Here is a 24,137-nt window from a genome sequence, read left to right as displayed (position 1 = left end):
CGGTTAAGTCGAAAGGTATAGCGTTGCCGTCAGGCTATGCCGACGTCAAGGCGACATAGTTGAACAACAGACTCCGTCATTACTCGCAGGCCGGGCCTAAAACCACTCATCGATCTCGAGGGGCCAGTCGGTTCGAGCCCCAATGGGACATTCCACCCGCTGACAAAAAAGCCGCCAGGGCCAAAGGGCAATGGCGGCAGTATCAGGAGACCAATCCCGAATCGAATCTAAACCGGGTCCCTAAAAAGAGTCCCCAGGCACCCTGACCCACCCCTCCATAAGCACTCTGGCACTACGACTCATAACAGCCTTAGCCGCAGTCCACTCCCCGTTAACCTGCTTGGCCTCAGCCCCAACCTGAAGCGTTCCCGAGGGATGCCCAAACGTAACCGAAGTCCGATCCCCACCCCCGGCAGCAAGGTTCACCAGAGTCCCAGGCACCGCAGCCGCCGTAGCAATCGCCACAGCCGCCGTCCCCATCATCGCATGGTGAAGCTTGCCCATAGACAAGGCCCTGACCAGCACATCCACATCACCGGCCTTAATGTTTTTACCCGAAGAACTCACGTAATCCCTGGGCGCGGAGACGAAGGCCACCTTGGGCGTATGCCCCCGGTTAGCGGCTTCCTCAGGTGTCTTGATCAATCCCATCTTCACCGCCCCATGGGCCCGAATCGTCTCGAACCTTGCGAGTGCTTCAGGATCACCATTGATGGCGGGTTGCAACTCGGTCCCTTGATACCCGATATCCTCCGCATTCAAGAATATGGTCGGTATGCCGGCATTGATCATGGTGGCTTTAAGGGTGCCCACACCGGGTACCTCCAGGTCATCCACCACATTGCCGGTGGGGAACATGGCGCCCTCGCCGTCGGCCGGGTCCATGAATTCCACGGCCACTTCGGCCGCCGGGAAGGTGACGCCGTCCAGCTCGAAGTCGCCGGTTTCCTGCACTTCGCCGTTGGTCATGGGCACCTTGGCAACGATCGTCTTGCCGATGTTGGCCTGCCAGATGCGGACGGTAGCGATGCCGTTGTCCGGTATCCGGCTTTTTTCCACCAGGCCGTTGCTGATGGCGAAGGGGCCGACGGCGGCGGAAAGGTTGCCGCAGTTGCCGCTCCAGTCCACGAAGGCCTTGTCGATGCCCACCTGGCCGAACAGGTAGTCCACGTCGTGGTCCTCGCTCTGGCTTTTCGACAGCAGCACGGTCTTGCTGGTGCTGGAGGTGGCGCCGCCCATGCCGTCGATCTGCTTCTCGTAGGGGTCGGGGCTACCGATGACGCGCATCAGGAGTTTGTCCCGCGCCTCGCCCGGTTGCTGGCAGCGTTCCGGCAGGTCGGCGATGTTGAAGAACACGCCTTTGCTGGTGCCGCCACGCATGTAGGTGGCGGGGATTTTTATTTGGGGTGCTTTGCTCATTCTGGTTGGTACCTGTGTTCGGTTTTGGCTTGGGGAGTGGCCTGCTCCACCTTCTCCCTGACCCTCTCCCCTCAAGGGAGAGGGGATGTATGGGTCGGGCTTTGGCAGGTGCCTGCTCCACCCTCTCCCTGGCCCTCTCCCCTCAAGGGAGAGGGGATGTATGAGTCGGGCTTTGGCAGGTGCCCGCTCCACCCTCTCCCTGGCCCTCTCCCCTCAAGGGAGAGGGGATTTAGGGCGCGGGTTTGGGAGTTGCCGGATGCTCAGGCGGCGCCTTCTGTTTCCAGGAAGTCCTGGGCGAAGCGCTGCAGTACGCCACCGGCCTTGTAGATCTCCACTTCCTCAGCCGTATCCAGGCGGCAGGTGACCGGCACGTGTTCGGTGCTGCCGTTCTTGCGGTGGATGACCAGGGTCAGTTTTGCGCCCGGCGCAGCGGTGCCTTCCACGTCGTAGACTTCGGTGCCGTCGATAGCCAGGGTGTTACGGGTGGTGCCTTCCTCGAACTGCAGGGGCATCACGCCCATACCGATCAGGTTGGTGCGGTGGATACGCTCAAAGCCTTCCGCCACGATGGCTTCCACACCCGCCAGGGCCACGCCCTTGGCGGCCCAGTCACGGGAGGAGCCCTGGCCATAGTCGGCGCCGGCGATGATGATCAGTGGCTGCTTGCGCTCCATGTAGGTCTCAATGGCTTCCCACATGCGGGTCACCTTGCCTTCCGGCTCGATGCGGGCCAGGGAGCCCTGCTTCACATTGCCGTTCTCGTCCCGCACCATTTCGTTGAACAGTTTGGGGTTGGCGAAGGTGGCACGCTGGGCGGTCAGGTGGTCGCCCCGATGGGTGGCGTAGGAGTTGAAGTCCTCCTCCGGCAGGCCCATCTTGTGCAGGTATTCACCGGCGGCGCTGTCCATCAGGATGGCGTTGGACGGCGACAGGTGGTCGGTGGTGATGTTGTCCGGCAGCACCGCCAGCGGGCGCATGCCCTTGAGGGCCTTCTCGCCCACCATGCCGCCTTCCCAGTATGGCGGGCGGCGGATATAGGTGCTCTGGGGCCGCCACTCGTATAGGGGCTCACTGGCCGCCTGCTTGTCCCGGGTCAGGTCGAACATGGGGATGTAGGTGTCGCGGAACTGCTGCGGCTTTACGCTCTGTTTGACGATGGCATCGATCTCTTCATCGTCCGGCCAGATGTCCTTCAGGGTGACCGGGTTGCCGTTCTGGTCGTGGCCCAGCACATCCTTCTCGATGTCGAAGCGGATGGTGCCAGCAATGGCGTACGCCACCACCAGCGGCGGCGAGGCCAGGAAGGCCTGCTTGGCGTAGGGGTGGATGCGGCCGTCGAAGTTGCGGTTACCGGACAGCACCGCGGTGCTGTACAGGTCGCGGTCGACGATTTCCTGCTGGATCTTCGGGTCGAGGGCGCCACTCATACCGTTGCAGGTGGTGCAGGCAAAGGCCACCACACCGAAGCCCAGGTTCTCCAGCTCCGGCAGCAGTTTGGCTTCCTCCAGGTACATCTTCACAGTCTTGGAGCCCGGCGCCAGGGACGATTTCACCCATGGCTTGCGAGTCAGGCCCAGCTTGTTGGCGTTACGGGCGATCAGGCCCGCGGCCACCATGTTGCGGGGGTTGCTGGTGTTGGTGCAGCTGGTGATGGCGGCAATGATCACCGCGCCGTCCGGCATCTTGCCTTCTTCCTGCTCCCATTCACCGGCAATGCCACGGCTGGCCAGCTCGGTGGTGGGCAGGTGGGCGTGGGGATTCGACGGCCCCGCCAGGGTGCGCTCCACCTTGCTCAGGTCGAAGGTCAGCACCCGCTCGTACTCGGCCGTCTTGAGTGCATCGGCCCACAGGCCGGTATGCTTGGCGTAGGTTTCCACCAGCGCTACCTGGTCGTCTTCACGGCCGGTCAGCTTGAGGTAGTCAATGGTCTGGCCGTCGATGTAGAACATCGCGGCGGTGGCGCCATACTCCGGGGTCATGTTGGAAATGGTGGCCCGGTCGCCCACGGTCAGGCTGTCGGCGCCCTCGCCGTAGAATTCCAGGTAGGCGCCCACCACCCGTTCCTTGCGCAGGAACTCGGTGATGGCCAGGACCATATCGGTGCCGGTGATACCCGGGCGCAGCTTGCCCTTGAGCTCGACACCGACGATGTCCGGCAGGCGCATCATGGAAGCGCGGCCAAGCATCACGCTCTCTGCTTCGAGGCCGCCCACGCCAACTGAAATGACGCCCAGGGCATCTACCATGGGGGTATGGCTGTCAGTGCCCACACAGGTATCCGGGAAGGCCACGTGTCTGCCCTCGCCGTCCGGCCGGTTCTGGATGACCGGCGACATCTTCTCCAGGTTGATCTGGTGCATGATGCCGTTGCCAGGGGGAATCACATCCACATTACGGAACGCGGTCTTGGTCCAGTCGATGAAGTGAAAACGGTCGTCGTTACGACGGTTCTCGATCTCCCGGTTCTTCTCGAAGGCGTCCTTCTCGAAGCCGGCGTGTTCCACTGCCAGGGAATGGTCGACGATCAGCTGGGTGGGCACCACCGGGTTTACCTTGGCGGGGTCGCCGCCCTTCTCGGCGATGGCATCCCGCAGGCCGGCCAGGTCCACCAGGGCGGTCTGACCCAGGATGTCGTGGCACACCACCCGCGCCGGGTACCAAGGGAAGTCCAGATCCCGCTTGCGCTCGATCAGCTGCTTCAGCGAATCCGTCAGCATGGCCGGGTCACAGCGGCGCACCAGCTGTTCCGCCAGGATACGGGAGGTGTACGGCAGAGTGTCGTAGGCGCCGGGCTGGATGTCTTCCACGGCCTGGCGTGTGTCGAAATAGTCCAGATCTGTGCCTGGTAGGTTCTTGCGGTATTGGGTGTTCATGTGGGGGCTCTCTCAGGAAGCGGTGTTCGGTTTGTCCCCTCTCCCTTGAGGGGAGAGGGTTAGGGTGAGGGTGAAAGAGGCGTACCCTGGTGCTGGACGCTCCACCCTCTCCCCGGCCCTCTCCCCTCAAGGGAGAGGGGGTTAACCTGGTGCCTGACTTCATTCGGAGTCTGGCTGATACTAATGTTGTGCTTCGTCACATCCCCTCTCCCCTGGAGGGAGAGGGTTAGGGAGAGGGGGAAAACGGCATAATCTGGTGCTGGACGTTCCACCCTCTCCCCGACCCTCTCCCCTCAAGGGAGAGGGGGCGTAAGTCTCACACACGCAGTGTTACGGGCGCTCGTCAATCGGCACCCACTTCGAATCCGCCGGCCCGGTATAGTCGGCACTGGGGCGGATAATACGGTTGTTTTCCCGCTGTTCCTTCACATGGGCCGTCCAACCAGACACCCGTGACATCACGAAGATGGGGGTGAACAGTTCGGTGGGGATGCCCATGAAGTGATAGGCCGACGCGTGGAAAAAGTCGGCGTTACAGAACAGCTTCTTCTCCCGCCACATGACTTCCTCGCAGCGTACGGAGACCGGATACAGCACGGTGTCCCCCACTTCCTCCGCCAGCTTCTCGGACCACTTCTTGATGATGGCGTTGCGCGGGTCGGACTCCTTGTAGATGGCATGGCCGAAGCCCATGATCTTTTCCTTGCGCTCCAGCATGCCCAGCAGGCCCTTCTCTGCCTCGTCCGGGGTCTGGAACCTCTGGATCAGCTCCATGGCCGCCTCATTGGCGCCGCCGTGCAGCGGGCCACGCAGGGTGCCGATGGCACCGGTCACGCAACTGTGAATATCCGACAGGGTGGATGCACAGACCCGGGCGGTGAAGGTGGACGCATTGAACTCGTGCTCCGCGTACAGGATCAGGGACACGTTCATCACCTTCTCGTGCAGCTCGCTGGGCTTCTTGCCGTGCAACAGCTCCAGGAAGTGGCCGCCGATAGAGTCGACGCTGCTCTCGGTCTCGATACGCACACCCTCATGGGCGAAGCGGTACCAGTAGGTAATGATGGACGGGAACACCGCCAGCATTCGGTCGATCTTGTCGTCCTGCTCGCTGAAGTCCTGTTCCGTCTCCAGGTTACCCAGCATGGAACAACCGGTGCGCATCACATCCATGGGATGGGCGTCTTTGGGGATCTGCTCAAGCACGGTTTTCAGGGCCGCCGGCAGGCCACGCAGGCTCTGCAGCTTCTGCTTGTACCCGTCCAGCTCCTTGCGGTTGGGCAACTTGCCCCGCAGCAGCAGGTAGGCGATTTCCTCGAACTGGGCCTTCTCCGCCAGGTCGGCAATCTCATAGCCGCGGTAGGTCAGGCCAGCGCCGGATTTGCCGACGGTGCACAGGGCGGTTTCGCCGGCTACCTGGCCACGCAGGCCTGCGCCTCCGAGTTTCTTTGCTTCAGCCATGGGTCACTCTCCTCATCAGAATCTTGTTGTCGGCGTTGATCAGTTCTTTTTCTGGGCGAAAAGCTCATCCAGCTTCTGTTCGAAGTCATGGTAGTTCAGGAAGTCGTACAGCTCCGCACGGGTCTGCATGATGTCCACCACGTCCTTCTGGTCGCCCTTTTCCAGGATATTTTCGTAAACCAGCAGGGCCGCCTTGTTCATGGCCCGGAACGCGCTCAGGGGGTACAGCACCATGCCGGCGCCAGCTTCGGCAAGCTCGGTCTTGTTGTACAGCGGGGTAGCACCGAACTCGGTGATGTTGGCCAGCAGGGGCGCATCGATGGCAGCGGCGAAGGCCCGGTAGTCGGACAGATCGTGCACCGCCTCGGCGAAGATACCGTCGGCGCCGGCTTCAATACAGGCCTTGGCCCGGTCGATGGCGGCCTCCAGCCCTTCCTTCTGGAAGGCATCGGTGCGGGCCATGATGAAGAAGTCCTTGTCCACGCGGGCATCGGCGGCGGCCTTGATGCGGTCCACCATTTCCTCTTTGGAGACGATCTCTTTATTGGGTCGATGGCCGCAGCGCTTCTGGGCGACCTGGTCTTCAATGTGGATAGCGGCCACGCCGGCACGCTCCATCTCGCGAATGGTGCGGGCGATGTTGAGGGCCCCGCCCCAGCCGGTATCAATGTCTACCAGCAGCGGCAAATCGGTGGCGGTGGTGATACGCCGGGCGTCTTCCACCACGTCGTTCATGGTGGTCATGCCCAGGTCCGGCAGACCGAAGGAGGCGTTGGCCACCCCACCACCGGACAGATAGATGGCCTGATGCCCTACCCGCTCCGCCATCATGGCCGAGTAGGCGTTAATGGTGCCCACGATCTGCAGGGGGTTATTGTCGGCAAGGGCCTTGCGGAACCGGGCGCCGGGGGATGCTGGTCTGGTCATGGTGCTCTCCTCGATTTAAAGACTTTTGCCACGGAATCCACGGAATCACACGGAAAAAGGACATAGATAAAAAAGAATCTGGTGGCGGGGGCCTTCCACGTCTGAAGGCCACCCGCAGCCCATGTCTCTTTCGCTTTTCTTCCGTGTTCTTCCGTGGATTCCGTGGCTAAATTTCTTCTTTCTCTTCATAACAGCCCGTCAGATGTTCAACAGGCCATCGTTGATTTTCTGTTCAATATTCTTTCTGGCGGCATTGATGTGGCGTTTCATCAGGAACTCCGCCAGCTCGCCATCCCGCTGGGCGATAGCTTCCGCTATACGCCGGTGCTCACCCAGGGCACGGTGCGGCCGGCCGCTGGAGGTACTCAGCCGGTATCGGTACATGCGCACCATGTAGTAAAGATCACCCAGCAGCATTTGTGCGAGTTTGGCATTACGGCTGCCGGTGGCAATGCGATGATGGAAGTCGTAGTCGCCTTCCGCCTGGTAGTAGGCCTGGCCCTGGACTTCCTCGATCATGGCTTCATGGCTATCGAGGGTAGCCTGCAGATCGGCGATTTCCTGGTCGGTCATGCGTTCCGCCGCCTGGCGCGCGGCCAGGCCTTCCATCGCCTCGCGGATGCGGTACAGCTCCATCAGTTCATCCGCGCTGATGGACACCACCTTCACGCCGGCATGGGGCCGGCGCACCAGCAACCCCCGGGACTCGAGGCGGCCCAGGGCCTCCCGCAGGGGGCCGCGGGTCAGATTAAAGCGTGCGCACAGCTCAACCTCGCCGATCTTTTCACCGGGGGCAAGGTCACCCATCACGATGGCCGTTTGCAGACAATCGAAGGCTTCGTCGGCGCGGGTTAGGGGTTGTGGTGCGGCTGAAGTCATAGTTTTGTCGACAATATAATCAGAACTTGGTTAAAAAATACGCTCAACCCCAATTATTGTCAACAATCCTTAAGACTAAACCCTGATCTATTGTCAACACACCCGAAAGCACCATGTTGGTGCAAGAAAGGCCGGGCAGTACTATCCATCACGCCACACACCACCGCATGGAGAAATGGTAAAGCTCCCGCAACGCGCCAGTGTTTCCATTGGCGGGCGCAACTTGGTTACACTTGGCATGCTTTCTGATTGCCTATGGTTGAGCGCAAAGAAGCCCACGGAGAAGTTCTGGGTGCTTTCTGCCGGTGCGCAAAGCGCCAGAGGATATTCAGAGCTGGTTGAGTGGCTTCCCTACCCTCATTCAGGAAACTTTTACTAAGGATGTTATCGATGATCAAAAAATGCCTTTTCCCCGTTGCGGGTTACGGAACCCGCTTCCTCCCCGCCACGAAGGCCATGCCCAAGGAAATCCTGCCGATTGTGAACAAGCCCCTGGTTCAGTACGGGGTTGAGGAAGCCTCTGAAGCAGGCATCAACGAGTTCGGTTTTGTGACCGGGCGAGGCAAACGGGCGATTGAGGATCATTTTGATATCAGCTACGAGCTGGAACACCAGATTGCGGGCACCGGCAAGGAAGACCTGCTCACCTCCATCCGCGATCTGATCAACAACAATACCTTCGCCTTTACCCGCCAGAACGAGATGAAAGGCCTGGGCCATGCCATCCTCACCGGTCGCAACCTGGTGGGCGACAGCCCCTTCGCCGTGGTACTGGCGGACGACTTCTGTGTAACCCCGGAAGGCGAAGATGGCGTACTGACCCAGATGGTCAAGCTGTACAAGCAGTTCCGCTGTTCCATTGTGGCTATTGAAGAAGTACCCAAGAACGAAACCCACAAGTACGGCGTGATTGCCGGCGAAACCATGAAGGATGGCCTGTACCGGATCACCGACATGGTTGAGAAGCCCTCACCGGACAAGGCGCCGTCCAACCTGGCGATTATCGGCCGGTACATCCTGACGCCGGATATTTTCGAGATCATCGAGAACACCAAGCCGGGCAAGAACGGCGAGGTGCAGATAACCGACGCCCTGCTGGAGCAGGCCAGGAATGGTTGCGTGCTGGCGTACCAGTTCCGTGGCAAGCGCTTTGACTGCGGTTCAATCGAGGGGTTTGTGGAGGCGACCAATTACGTCTACGAGAACGTCTACCTGAAGAATAAGGAAAAGAAGAAGTAAGTCGTCAACGACCCAATAGCTGAAAGATCATGCGCCGGTTTTCTTCCGTGCTCTTACGGAAGCGGCGCAGTAATTCCGCTTCCTCCTCCGATGGCTGTATCCGCTGGAACTGTCGCTCCAGTTCATCCAGTGCACCGACCAGCTCATCACTGTTCGAGAATGCCAGCCCCGGCAACTGCAACTGCCCCGGGTTCACGCTGACCTCGGAGTCCAGCAGGGTTTCCAGCGGTGCTTCCAGGTGACGGCACAGGTCAATCAGCTCGTCCACCGCCGGGTAAAGACGCTGACGAGCGTCCACGTGTTCCCAGCGGGCAACGACCGCCGGATCAACGCCACACAGTTCCGCCAGGTCGCGACGGGACAACTGCCTTGCCTCCCGGGCGTCTTTCAGTCTCTGCCAGAATGTTTCCATGTAGCGCATGGCGATCTCCTGCCGGTAGTACGGCCTTTGGTTCGCGGTTGCGAAAGGCTGTTGGGCCCTACTTTATCCTTTACCGGATCATTCCGCGATAACCGGGTCACAACTGCGGATCATCCAGCACCGCGAGGTGGCCTATCCGGTTCTTACCAGTTCATTACAACCCATCTGGCCACGACTTTTCCATTGGCAGGGGTCTGTCTATGTCTTTAAAGTGAATCAATGACGATTTCTGACGTAAGTGTTCTACAGGGGCATAGGCCCGACCAAACCGGATGGAAAACACGAGGCATTGATGACTCCAGACCAGGCCTGGGAACTGATTCTGCAACAGCGACATCACCCCGACGAAGGCAGTGAGAACTGGCATGTAAGGCAACCCGTGAGCGACGCGGACTGGGCCGTACAGCTGCTGCAATTGTTCGGCCCATTGGTTCAGGCATTGCCGGCAAGCCAGCCGCAACAGATCATTGCCCAGATGGGCCAGAGCCTGGACGGCCGTATTGCCACCATCACCGGCAATTCCCGCTACATCAACGGCGAGGACGGGCTGGTCCACCTGCATCGGATGCGGGCAGTATCAGACGCAGTGCTGGTTGGCTCCGGCACGGCCAGCGCCGATAACCCCCGGCTGACCGTGCGACTGACCACCGGCCCCAACCCGGTGCGGGTTCTGGTCGACCGGCACCGCCGGGTACCCGAAGACCATCACCTGTTCAACGACGGTGCTGCACCCACCCTGCATCTGGTAGCCGGTCGTTTCAACCCCGCCACACTGCCGGCCACACTGTCGGCTGGCGTTTACGAAATTCCCTGCCTGAGTGATGAAGAGGGCCCTATCGACCCCACGGAGGTGCTACGGGTTCTGCTGCGGTTGGGGTTGAAACGGATCTTCGTGGAAGGTGGGGGGCAGACGGTTTCCACCTTCCTCAGGGCCGGGCTGGTCGACCGGCTGCATGTGCTGGTGGCGCCGATGATCATTGGCAGCGGCCAGCCGGCTTTCTCGCTGCCTGAGATCGACAGCCTGGGCGACGCCCTGCGGCCAGCGGCCAACATGGTCAATCTTGGCAGCGATATGCTCTTTGACCTGGATTTCTCCGGGCGTTAATCCGGGTTTTTACGGGCGTTAAACAGAAACAGGGCCCCGGGCAGTGACGACACCAGCACCAGCAACCCGTAGCTGACCGACAGTGCCACACCCTGCCCCGCTTCCAACCCGGCCAACGGCCAGATCAGTGCTGCCACGCCTTCGCGGACACCCCAGCCGGCAATGGTCAGGGGGATTACCATGGCCATCAGCAGCACGGTGCACAGGGCCAGCAGCAGCCAGGGATCCCGGCGGGCAATGTCCAGTTCCAGCCCCATGGCCAGACACCAGAACACCAGCAGATAACTGCCAATCACCAGCAACGATGAGATCAATTGCACCGGCAATGCGGTTCGGTTTAGCAAGGCATGGTTCAGGTCCTTCCGGAAACGGCGCCACCATTGCTGAACCGGTGGTGCCTGCAGCAGCGACCAGATCAGCAGGCCGGCCACCAGTAACCCCGGTATCAGGAACAGGCCCGGCATGGGCGGCCATTGGACCGACAACCCGATAACAAACAATGGCAGTGCCAGGAGCAGCAGCACGAGCTGACCGGAGAACCGCTCGATCATAACGCCGTGAATGGCCAGGGCGGTTTCGTTCGTATGGCGGCTGTGTCGCAGGGCCCTCCCCGCGTCGCCAACCACACCACCGGGCACCAGCTGGTTCACCATGGTTGCCAGGTAGTACTCACCGATGGCGTGTACCAGCGGGAGATGACCGCCCAGCCTTGCCACCGTATATCGCCACCGCCACGCGGAAATCACCACCTGCAGGGGCGTGACCAGCAGGGCCAGCAACAGCCACGGCAACGCCACTGACCGGAGCTGACCCTGAACCTCCTGCAGATCCACCCGCCAGAGCACCAGGGCCAGTACGGCCAGGGTGACCAGCCAGCGCCCGAAGGCCCGTTGGCGGGCGTTCACGATTCAGGCACCCCCAGCAGGTCGATATGATCCACCTCGATGACCAGTTGGCCCTGGTCCGCCTGCCGGGCTCGCTCCGCCAGCCACTGGTCGAGCCAGCGACTGTCGGGCGGGGAGTCTTTGGTCTCCGACAGGAGCTGGGCCCGCGCGGCCTCTACCCAGCCTTCCATGAGGGCTCTCTGCAAGGCGGACTGTGCGTTGTCCAGGTGCCATACGCTTGGCTCACTGGTCACCCTGTAGCCCATGCCTTTCAGTGCCCTGGCCAGATACTCGCTGGCGTCCGGGCCACAGGCAGCGCCGGTGCCCTTGTCACCGTGCTGGTGTTGGTTGACCCAGTGACGCAGCGCATCGTCGGCCCGGTGTTCGGGCAGCAACCGAAAATGCCCGGCGTAAGACAATACGATGAGCACCGCGGCCTGACGGTCCGCTGCTGCGCCTGCCAGCGCATCCAGCCAGTTGCGGGAGACCAGGTCAATCAGGGCGGAGGCGGTCAGCAGGTTCAATGGCCGTGGCAGACACTGCCCCAGGGTGGTCGCCTGCAGCCTTTCGACATGAATGATGGGGCCTGATTCGGTGCGGGGCACACCAGCGAGCAGACGGGCATCCTGGTCAAACAGGTGCCACTGGCAGTCGTCCTGGCCAGCGGCGGCCAGCGCACGGTTCAGGTAACGCCAGTTGGAGCCGGTGCCGGATCCGATATCGGCAATGACCGGGGCTGCTTGCCCCCGCGCCCGCAGCCAGCCGAGCGCCTGAAGGGTCAGCGCATCGGAACGGGCGGCATGATCTGCCGGCTCCCTCAGTGCAAGCCAGGAAGCATCAAAGTCGCTGCCGGTGGGTAATGCCTGCACAACGGCCAGGCGGAATTCTTCAGCGGCCTCTCGCCAGCTCCTCAACCGACCGGCACTGTCCAGGGCAGCCTTCCGCTGGTGGGTGAGCATCGCCGGGTGCCGTACACGTTCCTCAAGCAGCCCGGTCAGGGTTGCCACATCTCCGGCCGGATAGATCAGGCACCCGGGTCGGTCGGCCGTGACTGCCAGCGCGCCACCGTCTGACGAAATCACCGGCAGGCCGTGGGCCAGGGCCTCGTCAATAACCATACCGTAGCCTTCATACAGCGAGGGCAGGACAAACAGGTTGGCACGCCGGAAGGATTGCACGAGTGCAGGCCCGGAGAGCTCGCCGGTCAGTTGGATCTGGTCGGCCAGGCCCAGCGCTTCAATCTGCTGCCTGACCTCTGCCGCATAGTCCGGATCCCGCGACATGGAACCGGCCAGCTCACAGTGCCAGCCAGGCCCGGGCAGTTGCGCCAGCGCCGCCACAAGCTGGTGCTGGGCCTTGCGGGGTGACAGGTGGGCCAGGCACAGGATGCGCAGGTCGGTTGGTGTTGTAGGAACCCGTTCCGGCCTTTGAGCCGGACGCTGCACGCCCGGTGGTACGGTGGCGATACGGCCAGCGGGCACCTGGTAGCGCGAGAGGCCCGCTGCGGTGGTCTGGCTGGTGGTGATCACCCGCCGAACGGCGGCCAGTGCCCGCCGCTCTGTTTCAAAAAAATGCCGTTGCGTTTCCCCGCTGAGGCCGGTTTCATCCGCCAGTGGGTGATGAACCAGCGCCACCAGATTCAGGCGATGGCCATGACGTTCGGCGGCTTCCGGGCAGCCACCCAGGGCCAGGCCATCAACAATGGCAGTGGCATGGGCCGGCAAGGCGGACAGGGCGTCTTCCAGTGACTGACGGGCCTGCTGGTCGACATCGGGAAACCGGCCTGCCAGGCCTTTCAGCCTGACCGGCTGGCCGAGTTGCTCAAGGCCTTGCACGATTTCACGCACATAGCCGTAGCCGCCGGTCAGCTGCCCGGGGTCTCCCGGGACCATAACCGTCCACGGTGCCTCAGAGCTTGCCACGATAGCTGGCCCAGGCAACGTGGGATTCCGACAGGGTGACCACCATGCCACTCAGCCCTTTGGCGCTTTCCCCCAGCTGGCCGTCCTGGATAGCTTCCGCCATGCGGTCGAACACGTGGCGGGCCATGAATTCGGTGGTGGTGTTGTGGCCGTAGAACCGCTCGAGTTCATCCAGATTCTGCATGTTGATGGGAGCCAGCACCTTGCCGAGTACCTCGCTGGCCAGACCGATGTCCACCACCAGGTCGTTGTCGTCCAGCTCCGCGCGTTCAAAGCCTACATCCACCACATAGGTGGCGCCGTGGAGTTTCTGGGCGGGGCCGAACAGTTCACCATCGAAGCTGTGGGCGATCATTACGTGGTCACGAACGGTGAGTGTGTACATGGTGCGTCCTTGGTTCTCTGGAAATCAGGAATAGTGAATACGATGACACAGGGCATCGGATGCGCCGGCTGCCAGTTCCTCCATGACAGCGGGCAATTCGCTGAAGGAGCTTTCACCGGTGATCAGAACGTCCAGTGCGGGATCTGCCAACAGTGACAGGGCCAGGGTCATGCGGTCGGCATGGCTCCAGCGCGGGGCCTGCCGGGGGCTGACCTTCCCCACCTGGCTGGAGCGGAGCGTCAGCCGGCGGGAGTGGAAGGCCCCGCCCAGGCTTGCGGGTACCGCCTGCCCGCCATACCAGCTCATCTCGATAATGCGAGCCTCGTTATCGGCCAGGGCCAGGGCACTGTCAAGACCACCGGGGTGGCCACTGGTGTGGAATACCAGGTCATGGTCATCCCGGTCCAGGGAGCTGGCCCAGTGCACCCCGAGGGCTTCCAGCACCGCCCGCCGGCTGGGATTGGGATCGACTGCCGTTACCCGCGCCCCGGGGATACGGGAAGCCAGCCAGGCGACCAGGCACCCCACCACCCCACAGCCGACCACGGCGATGCGATCCCCCACCAGGGGGCCACCGTCCCACAGGCCGTTAATGGCGGTTTCCATATTGGCGGCCAGCACCGCACGTTCCGGCGGTACTGCCTCAGGCAGCGGGGTAACCGCCGCTGCCGGCACCCGATATCGTCGCTGATGCGGAAACAGGCAGAATACCGTCTTGCCCACCAGATCCACCCGACCACCGACCACCCGGCCCACATTCATGTAACCGAAGCGAACCGGCCCGGGGAAGTCGCCCTGCTGGAACGGCGCCCGCATGCGCTGGTATTCCGATTCCGGAACCTGGCCGTTGAAGACCAGCGCTTCAGTGCCACGGCTGATGCCTGAATAGAGGGTTTCCACCTCCACCCAGGGTTCCTGGTCCGCGTCGTGGGCCACCTGCCCCTCAGCAATCTCGCCATGGCCGTTACCCAGGGACCAGAACGCCGGTGAGGTTTCCATTGACGGTGAGGTCATAATCGCTCCATGCTCAGCGGTTACTACTGCCGGGGTGACCTTGGTGACGACCGATGCCGCTGAACCGGAACCCCGCATGTGGTGTATATATGGACATACAGCATAGCGTACGACAGGTAACGGCTATGGATTCTTCCCTTCGCGACAATGCCCTGGCCAGGGCGCCCTGGCGAGACCTGCTGCTGGCCGGCCTTGGCCTGGCGACGTTACTGGCACTAACCGGCTCCATGCTGGATCTGCCTGCCGTATCCGTCGCCGTGGCCGGCCTGCTTTATGCCAGCCTCGCCCTGTTACTCATAACCGGGCTGGCCCTGAGCGGCAGCTGCTTCGGCCCTGCGGACCGGGTGACCCTTGGCCGCGCGGTGCTGGTGCTGTTTCTGACCAGTCTGACCGTACAGCCCGGTTTGCTGCAGCAACACGCCTGGCCCTACGCCCTGCTCTGTCTGACCGCTCTGCTCATGGACGGAGCCGATGGCTATGTCGCCCGGCGCACCGGCACCGCCAGCCCCTTTGGCGCCCGCTTCGATATGGAGCTGGACGCCTTCTTCATACTGATGCTGTGTCTGGCTGTGATGGTACTGGGAAAGGCCGGCCCTTGGGTACTGCTGATCGGCCTCATGCGTTACGGCTTTGTCATGGCGGGCTGGTGCTGGAAGTGGCTCAGTCATCCGCTGCCCGAGAGTTTCCGCCGCAAGACGGTGTGCGTATGGCAACTGGTCACGTTAATGGTGGCATTACTGCCGCCAACGCCTGGCCTGCTGGCACGTTCTTCGCTCATAATAGCCCTGATCCTGTTGTCCTGGTCCTTCGCCATCGACAGCCGCTATCTGTATCAGCAAACCCGACAAGGAGCCCATGATGGTCATTCAACGGAAGACAGCTAACACGAAGGTTGCCGGCGTGGCAGCAGCACTCTCACTGGCGATCGGCAGCAACGCGGCGCTCGCGGAGCCAAAGAGCTACAAGATTGACGACAACCACTTCTCGGTTACCTTTGAAGTGGATCACCTGGGCTACGCCTCGGTCATCGGCATGTTCCTGGAAGGCAAGGGCCAGTTCGAATACGACGCCGAAGCAAAGGATGTGACCTCCGGCAAGGTGGTATTCCAAAGCGCCAGCGTGTTCTCCAACCACGAGAAACGCGATGAACACCTGCGTAAGGACGATTTCCTGCACGCCGACCGCTACCCCGAGATCACCTTCGAGGTCACCAACTTCGAAACCACCGGCGACAATACCGGCAAGCTGACCGGGGATCTGACCATGCTCGGTCAGACCCACCCGGTCACCCTCGACGTTACCCTGAACAAGGCCGCGGAGTACCCCATCAGCCATGAGGAATACACCCTGGGCCTGTCCGCCAGCACCACGATCCAGCGCAGCGACTGGGGCATGGACTACGCGCTGGATCCGTTGATGGTCGGCGACGATGTGCACCTGCGCTTCGAGTTCGAGGCCATCGAGGACAACGGCTGGCTCTGATTGCTGTAGCGGATATTACAGGCGTGGTTCCGGCATCCTTCGATTAGCTCAGGGGTTATGAGCATGCTAAACTCCGCGCCCTGATTTTTCGGATACACTCGGTGCCATGGCCCTTTCCAACGCCAACAAGTCTGACCTGCTACTCGTCTTCGTGACCCTGCTGGCTGCGTTCAGCTGGGCCTTTTCCAAGGAAGCGGTGCTGCTGATGCCACCGCTGATGTTCATGTCCCTGCGTTTCCTGATGGCGGGCGCCATCCTGGCCTTGCTGGCCCGGCGGCAGCTGACGCGCCTGAGTGTGCAGCAGATCCTTCGCGGTGCGCGGGTTGGCCTGGTCTTCGGCTCCGCCATGAGCTGCTGGGTGATGGGCATCTGGCTTGGGGTCAACCTGGGCGAGGCGGCCTTCATTGTCAGCCTTGCGGTGGTCATTGTTCCCGTGATTGCGCGTATCTTCTTCCGGGAAGAGCAACCGCTGAGCACCTGGCTGGCCCTGCCCGTGTCCGTCTGTGGCCTGGCGCTGCTGTCGCTGGAGAATGGCTTCCGCCCGGAAAAGGGGCAGCTGCTGTTCGTGGTCGCCGCCTTTATCTTCGCCACCGCGTATATCCTCACTTCACGCACGGCGAATACCCGCACGGTGGTGACTCGCAGTGGCGAGAGCGTCACCAAAGAGCGGGTTCCTGCGTTACCCCTGACCACCCTGAGCATGACCACGGCCGGCCTGCTCACCGGAGCGATCTCCCTGTTTTTCGAACAGTGGCAGGCCACGTTTGCCGGCTTCACCGGTGAAATGTTCTGGTGGTTGTTCGCCAGCGCCACCATTGGCACCGCCTTCCGCTTTCTGGTGCAGACCTATGCCCAGAGCCTGTCTTTCCACAGCCACGGCGTGGTGATACTGGTGCTGGAGCCAGTGTGGGTTGCCCTGATGGCATGGGCCTGGTTCAGCCAGACCATGACGCCCACCCAGATCGCCGGTTGCGGCGTAATCCTGCTAGCCCTGCTGATCAATCGCTGGACCGAATTGTCCAGGGCCCTGCGCACCTGGCTGCGCAAGTCCAGCCGCGCCCGTCGGATCGCCCGCATCCGCTCCGCCCGGCAGCCCTGAAACCGCCGCGAAAAAGTGCCGGAAAATGGTTGACCACAGGGGCCCGGATCAGTATATTTCCACCCCGTTGCACACAGGACCATAGCTCAGTTGGTTAGAGCGCTGCCTTGACATGGCAGAGGTCGGCAGTTCAAATCTGCCTGGTCCTACCAATATTTGCGAATAAAGCCAGTGACTTACGAGAAATCGTGAGAGCTGGCTTTTTTCGTTTGGCAATACTTTCGCAATACTTTCGCAAAACGATTTACTTATACAGTGGTCTGTTTAGAGTCCTATATTCAGCAACCTGCCAACTATCCGATGATGCGCGGAGGGTTGTTGCACGTTAAAATCCTGCCGTCCCGACAGGATTTATCTAACGCTTAGCCCGGTCTCGAAAGAGCCAGGCTTTGTTGTTTCTGGAATACAGCCTTTCTCGTCACCGTTTCTCAAGCGCTTGGAAATAACGTCACCACTCGGTCACCGTTTCGCGTGTCTCTGAAACATCCCATTTGTGAGGAACGGCTCCACCATTCGGCCGAAATCCTCACCGCCCATTTTCTCAAAATCCCGCTCTAATTGCCTGCGGCGCAGGCGTTCTTGCTTTAACTGTTCCTGCAACACCTGATTGTGCAGGAATAGCAACCCAGCCAGATCGCTCACACGCGACGATTCCCGTGCTGTCCTAGCTAGGACACCTTTTAATTCAGAGCATTGCTCACGAAGCTCCAGAGGACTCTCCCCGAGACCAGAATCTGGCAAGGTTAATTCATCCAGATACTTCAGCATCTTAGCCCAACACACCTGAGCATCACCGAGCAGGCGGAGAGCATCCTTTTTTGCGGCTTCACCATCGGCCGTCCCTGACCGAATATCCCGTTGAAGAATGTGGCAATCCGATTCAAACCGCTTTTGCTGATCCTCAAGGCATGAAACAAATCCCATGACAGCACTCCCTTCTTGTTGTGTTCTAAAAACATTACCAACAGAAAGTGACATGGCCCTGCACGAGTTGTGGCGAATAATGGCAATCGTGCCAACACCGAATTCTGAGCGCTAGCACGCCGCTGATTTCCAGCAAATATTACGGACGAAAACAGGAGTGATGTTATGAAAGTCCTGAGACTGGCAGGAGCGATCGAGAAAACCGGTCTAGCAAGATCTGATCCAGAACCTCAGAAGCGGCCAAACGGGCAAGATCATTCCTCCGATAAGCAACGACATGGGCTTTGGATCCAACGAATAATTTCTGATATCCCAAAGCAGTGTCGCGACACCTATGCCGAGCAGAATATTCGCCGGTACCCCATAGTCGGCCAGCCACGCCCAGAAAAACATTCCAATGAGCATGAGCAACATTCCGTTGATCATCTGGTTTAAGGATTCCGGTTCAAGAAAAGTCCTCAGCATGCTTTAACCCCACAAAACGTCGGATGCGTCCCATAGTTTCGGAGTCCATCATACCCGCGAACAGGTATTGTCCTAATTAGCCTGCTCGCCTCCTTACAGAAGCACCGACGTACTTGGTGCTTTTGGCAATTACTGTATGCTAGCTGAAAAAGCAAGGTCAGCCAGCGGTGCCTAAAAACACTGGCGGCACGCCACGAAAAACCTCCTTTCGGGGGCGTGCATTCTTTTCCTTTATAAAAGCCCGCTCAGAACCGCTCTAGCTCCAGCTCTTAGTCATCAACTGCATAAAATCTCGCCGTGAGAGCACATCCGAGCAATTTCGCCAGTCTTTCTCTGAGGGCTGCATAGTCGTCGTGTAACGAAGATCGAAACCGGTAGCTGTTTTCTGGGCATTGATATATTCATCCATTTTCTCGCCAAGAGTTTCGATGTCGTCAATCCACTCATCCTTGATCGTATCTGGCAGCGATCCGAACAGGTTGTACCGGTCTCGCATTCTTTCTGAGAGCTTTTCGTAAACCGTCTCGTCAACCGTGTTCTCATTCACTAAGTTGAGCATATCCACTTTTTCACGCACTTGCCCGAAGCGCTTGATGCGTCCGATACGCTGTTCCAGACGGGTTGGGTTCCATGGAAGGTCTACATTGATCAAGGTGCCAAGCGTCTGTAGGTTGAGACCCTCACATGCGGCGTCCGTCGCCACCATGATACGTATCTCATGCTCAGCGACGCTCTTTTTGAGCACTTCTCGTTCACTGTATACGCTATCGCCTCTCTGATAGAGGCGACTTCTTCCTGCACCCGCATACAAGCCAATGGCTTCATCTGGGTAGCGACTTGCCAGAACATCAGCCATCCACTTAGCGGTATCATAGTACTGGCTAAAAATGATGACGCCGTGATCAAGCCACTTCTCGCTATCCAGGTAATGAATCACTGCGCTCACTTTAGGGTCGTTCTCGATACGCTCCAACCGTTCGATAAGACGCTGCAGGACTACGCGCTCTTCTCCCGACTCCAGAGTCAGATCAACTTCGGCATCATCGCCCTCTTCATGCACTGTCCGTCCTTCGAGGAGCATGCGCGACGTACTGAGGCCGGCAGCGATACTTGAGCAAATGCGCTGCTCCATCAAATTCTTCATGAAGCCGCCGCCCTTACCGCGTTTGGCCAACGCTTTGCCAAAATTTCGAGCCTCAACATAAGCCTGACGAAAATCCTCACTGGTGCGCAGTGCGTTTCCCTCAAACAGAGCATTAAATTGATGGACCTTTTTAGCAAGAGCAGCATCCGGATGGATGTCCACGCCCACCTTCGTGAGCAACCCAGCATCCTCCAATGCCGTTCGCTTCCGGAGCACTATGTGGCGAACAAGAGGGTTTTCACGCTGAAAAAAAGTCGCTCCAGCTATCCCTCTGTGCAGCTCTTCCTCCAGATCATCTCGCGCATCTGTACTCAAATCTGTGAAAGGCTTAGATGTTTGCCACTCATCATGAGCACAGCCAAGATCTTGCCTCATTGCGCTGTACAATCGGCGCGCCCGCGGTTCCTGAGTTGAGTCTACAAATGGGAGTGGAGAGCGAAGAAGTTCCCAAGCAAACGAGGGCTCAACCACCTCCTGTTCACCGGCTAGAATAGGCAATACCTCTTTCGGGCGGTGCCATTTCGCAAAGTCATTTCCCAACACGAACTGCCCTTTGCCCTGGTGAAGAATGCTCATGAGATCCCACAAGTCTTCAGACCGTGTCTGGATGGGTGTCGCTGTCCCCAACAGAACATGATCTGCCCTGGAAGCAATTTCCCGCATGAACGCAAGAAGCTCGTTAGGAGTTCCAGCATCACGACCAAAGCCTTGTCGACTGCGTGCCTTGTGTGCCTCGTCCAATATCACTAAGCCAAAGCGCAGACCAAGCAAGTATTGCTTCTCAAGAGAGTCTCGAACCATCAAACCAGTGGATACAATCCCGATACGTAACGGGCATTTCGCAATTTGCTCCCGGCCAGCTGGAGAAATGGTGCGCTCATCATGGTCAAGCCAGGCCTTTCTCTGTGTCTCCCAGCGAGCACAGGGAATACCGAGTTTATCGATCATCTCGGTCTGCCACTGCTCACAAAGCGTGGCAGGAGCAAAAATTACTACCGGCCGACGAACCTTCTGCTCTTTGTCGCCAAGGAGACATAACGCCAAAGCGGCAGTAGCAAGAGAAAGCGTCTTCCCCAGGCCGACTTCATCTGCCAACAAAAGACGCACAATGTTGTGGTTTCGATAATGGCGTAAAGATTCAGTTATGAAACCCTGTTGCCATGGCTGAAGCGAGAGACCTTCTCTGTAAAGAGGTGACTCAACCAGTGCCGCTGGCGCCACATCCTCATCATCTTCGATATCTTCGAAACCAACTTCTCGACGATCACCCCGTCTGCGAACTTCGCGAATAACGGCTTCTGGCAGTGGGCGCGCCGCATTCCACAGAAAATCAAACTCCTCTTCGATCCACGCCACACCCTCGGCTGACTCGTCTTCCCAAAGAATCTCGTAGTGCCGTTGCCATCCACTGCGCGTTTCATTCATCGACCCGATGAAGCCGAGTTTGCGACCGTCCGCTAGCTGAATCACTCCTGCTTTGCCGTGTAGAAAGCCGCAGACGCTATCTGGAGCCACCCGCACGGCTTGACCATGCTTCGATAAAAATGAATCGAGACGACGGTACCTCTCTCGATTGAGCAAAGCTTCAGCCTCTAAGCCCTGCTCATTCCAGCGCCCAAGCATTTTGGATTGCCTCAATTGGGCAATCTTCAGATCATCCGGGTGAATATCGACGTTGCAGACGATCTTGACTTCAGGGATGGTTTCCAAAAGCTCGTCGGCTACTTCGAACAGTGAGCTGGTGAAATAACCAGCAATACGCTTGTAGCTTCGAGCCCCCTTTAGGTGCTCAAGTAAAAAAGAGCTGTCCAGTCGATGGGTGCGCGACGAGAACCGGCGAATCGTCATAGCTTACCGTCCATGCGACCTCATTATTGGCCCAACGCTCTCAGGTTCTTAAGCCGTGCACCGAGAACCTCAGCTGCCTCTTGCACTGCCGTGTCTGTTGCCTTTTTTTCGATAAATCTAAGCATATCAATTAGTAACGGACGGACCTCCATAAAATCCGGCAATTCTTGTTGGAATTGGTGAATAACCGCCTGGGGCTCTACTTCTTCAAGAATTTGCTGCAATCCGATGAAAATACGACCCAACCACGTTGCACCAATTTCAGTGCTATCGGTAAGCTCTCGCGACGAAAACTCGGTTACCTGCTTTAACCGAGATCCGTTAGCCTTCATTTCACCCATTACCTTGGAATAATCCTGGACCCGGAATGCCTTTGCAAAATTCTGATAATTGTCGAGTTTCGACGCCCCAGTGGTCTCCATATCCATCATTCGTAAATAGAAACGTTGCATACCGGATAATCGCGCCCACGTGGCGGAGCCTAATCCCTCTGGCACTAAGAGACTGTTAGCCGCTTCAGCTGCCTGTTGAACGATTTCATCTACAACGGTGGTCTCTCCCCTTGTACGCGGGCGGATTGCAAAACTTGTAACATCCTCACCACCGATAGATGTATAGGCCGTCAGAACCTTTAGCGCGGCCGCATAACCTGCCATCTGCAGGTCAGAGTCATTGAAAACGGATTCGCCGTGTTTATCCTTAACTTCGTCGTTGATATGCATCATAGATTCAATCTGGCGTTGAACCTCCGTGCGCACGGCCGGAAGAATGCGCTGTTTGAACCCGGCTCGGTCACCGGCCGAGCGCTTGCGGAGCATCAAAGTTACCGTTCCCTGTACGTACCCACCTTTTTTTAATTCAGAAGTTGTCTCTGTGGCGATATACCAAGCCGCCACGACTTGGAGCCCTGCAGCCCAGAATATACCTACCATATCGGACCATACGCCGGTGTCCTGATGAGTAAACATTACACACTGCATTCCATTATCGGGCATGTGTTTTGCCATCGCCAAATAGGCATTTACCATTCCACGCCGGAAATCATCACCCGAGCCTTTGATTGCAAACGCCCTCCGGGAATCCCAAGTCCATTCGTCAAATGGTGCAGGCGGGTCCTTTCGTAACCATGCAATAAAAAATTCCGTAATTTCATGATAATGCACTGCATCAGCGTATGGAGGATCTGTTATCCAAAGGTCGCAATCCTTGCCGATGGTATCGGAAGCGGCGCATTCGACCCTAGATTCCGCTGGAAAACCGAACGAGCGCTTGGGGAACTTATTGGGAGCAAATGCGAATGCTCTTGACCCATAATTATTGAACGTATTTAACGCCTGATTCGTAAAGACTCCACCTATCCATATTTCCTCTGAGCGCGAACCTGCTCCGCCGGGTTTCATTGCACATAAACGAGAGAAATAATTTACAAGTTCAGCCAGGTACAACTGGGCGACAGGATCCTGCTTTGCATATTCTTTATATTTTGCGAGGTAAAGAATGTTCCGAGCATTGAACAAATGGTGCCAATAAGTCCAGCCACGTGTTCGAATCGGTTCGTCTGTTTTGTCACCTGGCTCTATAGCCATGTCAGGCACTAATCCCCTTGATTGCCAAAGATCGAGGTTCTCCGTAACGATCTCCTCGACCTTCCGTTCTCGCTCCAAATCACTCTCGGTTACGGATGCAAAAAAAGTAGAAGGTCGCCACTTATGCAAAGTGTCTCTATGCATCCAGTAGATGCAATAAAGTCTTTCACGAAAGATATCGTCCGGCTGGGGCATAAAATCACTTTTTTCCCAGCGGCGTAGACGGTTGGTTGTATAGCCCCCAGGCGAACGAAAGTCTCCCCGAAGAGTCTTAACCGGTGTTTGATAAGTTCTACCGTCAAGATCGTATATCAAAGCACCATTTCGTACGGTACCTTTCTCGGCTGCTTTCATTTCAGCTTTTGAGACGCCATTGATGACTTCAATATCGAAGCGTTTATTCGCGTGGTTTGGAACCAGTTTGGCTATAACCTGGCGAGTTTTGGAAATCACCCAAGAAGGAGCCATCGGCACCAGCCAACCAGTTTCCGGACACCTTGTTTCCAAGCAGTAAAGATATGCTTTTGCGCGATTGCCCTGTTCGTCGTGCTCAACGCCGAGCTTTGTAATCTCTGCATCCACGGCATCAAAAATTTTCCGCTGAACTTGTTCAAGCTCATCGCGTTTTTCTGGAGAAGCGCCAATGATGTTTAGAGCCCCCCAGGTAAGCATGCAAGCTATTGGATTCAGATCTGAAGCGAAGGTCTCGCAGCCAAGACGTGCCGCTTCGAATGGGATAGAACCGCCCCCTGAGAAGGTGTCACCCACGCGCGGTCGATGACCAAAGCGTAAAATTCCGAGTTGTTCAACCAATTCCTGAAAAGAGCTTGCATTGATTCCCAGTCGTGAATAGTGCTGGTTAACCTCAGGCCAAACTGAAGAATAAAGCCAATCTTGGTTGACCTCTTCCGGTCGTTTACATAGAGATGCCTTATCCTCGTAATTGCCAAACGTTCCGGTAATCCCCCCGAAAAACAGCGGTGATCAAAAGTAGAATTTTCCGTAAGCTACACGCAGGGAGATTCTGCATGAAGAGGTCACGTTTTTCCGACAGCCAGAT

At 58.5% G+C, this 24,137-nt stretch carries 18 protein-coding genes and 1 tRNA gene; 6 read left to right on the top strand and 13 right to left on the bottom strand.

The window, feature by feature from the left end; all coding sequences use genetic code 11:
• Window positions 1-240: 240 nt before the first annotated feature.
• The 5 genes from prpF to ACFOZ5_RS19110 form a co-directional block, all read right to left on the bottom strand.
• Window positions 241-1,419: a 2-methylaconitate cis-trans isomerase PrpF gene (gene prpF, locus ACFOZ5_RS19130; protein ID WP_379890384.1), complete on the bottom strand. Its 1,179-nt coding sequence runs from the start codon at window positions 1,417-1,419 to the stop codon at window positions 241-243.
• A gap of 260 nt (window positions 1,420-1,679) precedes the next feature.
• Window positions 1,680-4,292 carry a Fe/S-dependent 2-methylisocitrate dehydratase AcnD gene (gene acnD, locus ACFOZ5_RS19125; protein ID WP_379890381.1) on the bottom strand — a complete coding sequence of 871 codons (2,613 nt, stop codon included), beginning with the start codon at window positions 4,290-4,292 and terminating at the stop codon, window positions 1,680-1,682.
• Between the two features lie 330 nt (window positions 4,293-4,622).
• Complete coding sequence (gene prpC, locus ACFOZ5_RS19120) at window positions 4,623-5,753, bottom strand: bifunctional 2-methylcitrate synthase/citrate synthase (protein WP_379890379.1); 1,131 nt, start codon at window positions 5,751-5,753, stop codon at window positions 4,623-4,625.
• A gap of 39 nt (window positions 5,754-5,792) precedes the next feature.
• Window positions 5,793-6,680: a methylisocitrate lyase gene (prpB, locus tag ACFOZ5_RS19115; RefSeq protein WP_379890377.1), complete on the bottom strand. Its 888-nt coding sequence runs from the start codon at window positions 6,678-6,680 to the stop codon at window positions 5,793-5,795.
• 198 nt (window positions 6,681-6,878) lie between these two features.
• Window positions 6,879-7,559 (bottom strand): GntR family transcriptional regulator, encoded by a 681-nt coding sequence (locus ACFOZ5_RS19110; protein WP_379890375.1) that lies wholly within the window; start codon window positions 7,557-7,559, stop codon window positions 6,879-6,881.
• A gap of 390 nt (window positions 7,560-7,949) precedes the next feature.
• Between ACFOZ5_RS19110 and galU the strand changes: the two genes are divergently transcribed.
• Window positions 7,950-8,798: a UTP--glucose-1-phosphate uridylyltransferase GalU gene (gene galU, locus ACFOZ5_RS19105; protein WP_379890373.1), complete on the top strand. Its 849-nt coding sequence runs from the start codon at window positions 7,950-7,952 to the stop codon at window positions 8,796-8,798.
• A 4-nt stretch (window positions 8,799-8,802) separates the two neighbouring features.
• On the opposite strand, the gene ACFOZ5_RS19100 is transcribed toward galU, so the two are convergent.
• Complete coding sequence (locus tag ACFOZ5_RS19100; protein ID WP_379890371.1) at window positions 8,803-9,219, bottom strand: helix-turn-helix domain-containing protein; 417 nt, start codon at window positions 9,217-9,219, stop codon at window positions 8,803-8,805.
• A gap of 292 nt (window positions 9,220-9,511) precedes the next feature.
• Between ACFOZ5_RS19100 and ACFOZ5_RS19095 the strand changes: the two genes are divergently transcribed.
• The gene (locus ACFOZ5_RS19095) at window positions 9,512-10,324 is read left to right on the top strand and encodes a RibD family protein (RefSeq protein ID WP_379890369.1); all 813 of its coding nucleotides are present in this window, start codon (window positions 9,512-9,514) and stop codon (window positions 10,322-10,324) included.
• Here ACFOZ5_RS19095 and ACFOZ5_RS19090 read toward each other — a convergent pair.
• From ACFOZ5_RS19090 to ACFOZ5_RS19075, 4 genes are read right to left on the bottom strand one after another with little or no spacing between them, the layout of a single operon-like run.
• Complete coding sequence (locus ACFOZ5_RS19090) at window positions 10,321-11,229, bottom strand: lysylphosphatidylglycerol synthase transmembrane domain-containing protein (protein WP_379890367.1); 909 nt, start codon at window positions 11,227-11,229, stop codon at window positions 10,321-10,323. The two genes, ACFOZ5_RS19095 and ACFOZ5_RS19090, sit on opposite strands and share 4 nt — an antisense overlap.
• Window positions 11,226-13,130, bottom strand: coding sequence for a glycosyltransferase family 4 protein (locus tag ACFOZ5_RS19085; protein WP_379890365.1), 1,905 nt, complete (start codon window positions 13,128-13,130; stop codon window positions 11,226-11,228). Before ACFOZ5_RS19085 ends, ACFOZ5_RS19090 begins: the two co-directional genes overlap by 4 nt.
• On the bottom strand, window positions 13,117-13,515 hold the full coding sequence (locus ACFOZ5_RS19080; RefSeq protein ID WP_379890363.1) for a 6-pyruvoyl trahydropterin synthase family protein: 399 nt from the start codon (window positions 13,513-13,515) through the stop codon (window positions 13,117-13,119). Before ACFOZ5_RS19080 ends, ACFOZ5_RS19085 begins: the two co-directional genes overlap by 14 nt.
• Window positions 13,516-13,539: 24 nt before the next feature.
• Window positions 13,540-14,529, bottom strand: a complete 990-nt coding sequence (locus ACFOZ5_RS19075; RefSeq protein ID WP_379890361.1) for a zinc-dependent alcohol dehydrogenase — start codon at window positions 14,527-14,529, stop codon at window positions 13,540-13,542.
• A gap of 125 nt (window positions 14,530-14,654) precedes the next feature.
• Here ACFOZ5_RS19075 and ACFOZ5_RS19070 point away from each other — a divergent pair, with 125 nt between their 5' ends.
• The 4 genes from ACFOZ5_RS19070 to ACFOZ5_RS19055 all read left to right on the top strand — a co-directional run bounded on the left by ACFOZ5_RS19070 (window position 14,655) and on the right by ACFOZ5_RS19055 (window position 17,262).
• Window positions 14,655-15,413, top strand: a complete 759-nt coding sequence (locus ACFOZ5_RS19070) for a CDP-alcohol phosphatidyltransferase family protein (RefSeq protein WP_379890359.1) — start codon at window positions 14,655-14,657, stop codon at window positions 15,411-15,413.
• Between the two features lie 16 nt (window positions 15,414-15,429).
• On the top strand, window positions 15,430-16,011 hold the full coding sequence (locus tag ACFOZ5_RS19065) for a YceI family protein (RefSeq protein ID WP_379890356.1): 582 nt from the start codon (window positions 15,430-15,432) through the stop codon (window positions 16,009-16,011).
• 106 nt (window positions 16,012-16,117) lie between these two features.
• A complete protein-coding gene (locus ACFOZ5_RS19060; RefSeq protein ID WP_379890354.1) occupies window positions 16,118-17,110 on the top strand; it encodes a DMT family transporter in 993 nt (330 codons plus the stop codon).
• 75 nt (window positions 17,111-17,185) lie between these two features.
• Window positions 17,186-17,262 (top strand) — tRNA-Val (locus ACFOZ5_RS19055).
• A gap of 307 nt (window positions 17,263-17,569) precedes the next feature.
• Here the strand turns inward: ACFOZ5_RS19055 and ACFOZ5_RS19050 are convergent.
• From ACFOZ5_RS19050 to ACFOZ5_RS19040, 3 genes are all read right to left on the bottom strand, one after another.
• A complete protein-coding gene (locus ACFOZ5_RS19050; RefSeq protein WP_379890352.1) occupies window positions 17,570-18,088 on the bottom strand; it encodes a hypothetical protein in 519 nt (172 codons plus the stop codon).
• Window positions 18,089-18,755: 667 nt separating this feature from the next.
• Window positions 18,756-21,491 (bottom strand): phospholipase D-like domain-containing anti-phage protein, encoded by a 2,736-nt coding sequence (locus ACFOZ5_RS19045; RefSeq protein WP_379890350.1) that lies wholly within the window; start codon window positions 21,489-21,491, stop codon window positions 18,756-18,758.
• Window positions 21,492-21,514: 23 nt separating this feature from the next.
• Window positions 21,515-24,040 (bottom strand): anti-phage-associated DUF1156 domain-containing protein, encoded by a 2,526-nt coding sequence (locus ACFOZ5_RS19040; RefSeq protein ID WP_379890573.1) that lies wholly within the window; start codon window positions 24,038-24,040, stop codon window positions 21,515-21,517.
• Between the last annotated feature and the right edge of the window lie 97 nt (window positions 24,041-24,137).

The organism is Marinobacter lacisalsi (assembly GCF_042651045.1).
Classification (GTDB): domain Bacteria; phylum Pseudomonadota; class Gammaproteobacteria; order Pseudomonadales; family Oleiphilaceae; genus Marinobacter; species Marinobacter lacisalsi.
The sequence above is the reverse complement of the archived record's forward strand: the minus strand, read 5'-3'. Positions and strand labels throughout refer to the sequence as shown.

Excerpts from the sequence above, each read along its gene's own strand:
- prpF (WP_379890384.1), bottom strand. The coding sequence starts at position 1,419 with ATGAGCAAAGCACCCCAAATAAAAATCCCCGCCACCTACATGCGTGGC.
- acnD (WP_379890381.1), bottom strand. The coding sequence starts at position 4,292 with ATGAACACCCAATACCGCAAGAACCTACCAGGCACAGATCTGGACTAT.
- prpC (WP_379890379.1), bottom strand. The coding sequence starts at position 5,753 with ATGGCTGAAGCAAAGAAACTCGGAGGCGCAGGCCTGCGTGGCCAGGTA.
- prpB (WP_379890377.1), bottom strand. The coding sequence starts at position 6,680 with ATGACCAGACCAGCATCCCCCGGCGCCCGGTTCCGCAAGGCCCTTGCC.
- ACFOZ5_RS19110 (WP_379890375.1), bottom strand. The coding sequence starts at position 7,559 with ATGACTTCAGCCGCACCACAACCCCTAACCCGCGCCGACGAAGCCTTC.
- galU (WP_379890373.1), top strand. The coding sequence starts at position 7,950 with ATGATCAAAAAATGCCTTTTCCCCGTTGCGGGTTACGGAACCCGCTTC.
- ACFOZ5_RS19100 (WP_379890371.1), bottom strand. The coding sequence starts at position 9,219 with ATGCGCTACATGGAAACATTCTGGCAGAGACTGAAAGACGCCCGGGAG.
- ACFOZ5_RS19095 (WP_379890369.1), top strand. The coding sequence starts at position 9,512 with ATGACTCCAGACCAGGCCTGGGAACTGATTCTGCAACAGCGACATCAC.
- ACFOZ5_RS19080 (WP_379890363.1), bottom strand. The coding sequence starts at position 13,515 with ATGTACACACTCACCGTTCGTGACCACGTAATGATCGCCCACAGCTTC.
- ACFOZ5_RS19075 (WP_379890361.1), bottom strand. The coding sequence starts at position 14,529 with ATGACCTCACCGTCAATGGAAACCTCACCGGCGTTCTGGTCCCTGGGT.
- ACFOZ5_RS19070 (WP_379890359.1), top strand. The coding sequence starts at position 14,655 with ATGGATTCTTCCCTTCGCGACAATGCCCTGGCCAGGGCGCCCTGGCGA.
- ACFOZ5_RS19060 (WP_379890354.1), top strand. The coding sequence starts at position 16,118 with ATGGCCCTTTCCAACGCCAACAAGTCTGACCTGCTACTCGTCTTCGTG.
- ACFOZ5_RS19050 (WP_379890352.1), bottom strand. The coding sequence starts at position 18,088 with ATGTCACTTTCTGTTGGTAATGTTTTTAGAACACAACAAGAAGGGAGT.
- ACFOZ5_RS19045 (WP_379890350.1), bottom strand. The coding sequence starts at position 21,491 with ATGACGATTCGCCGGTTCTCGTCGCGCACCCATCGACTGGACAGCTCT.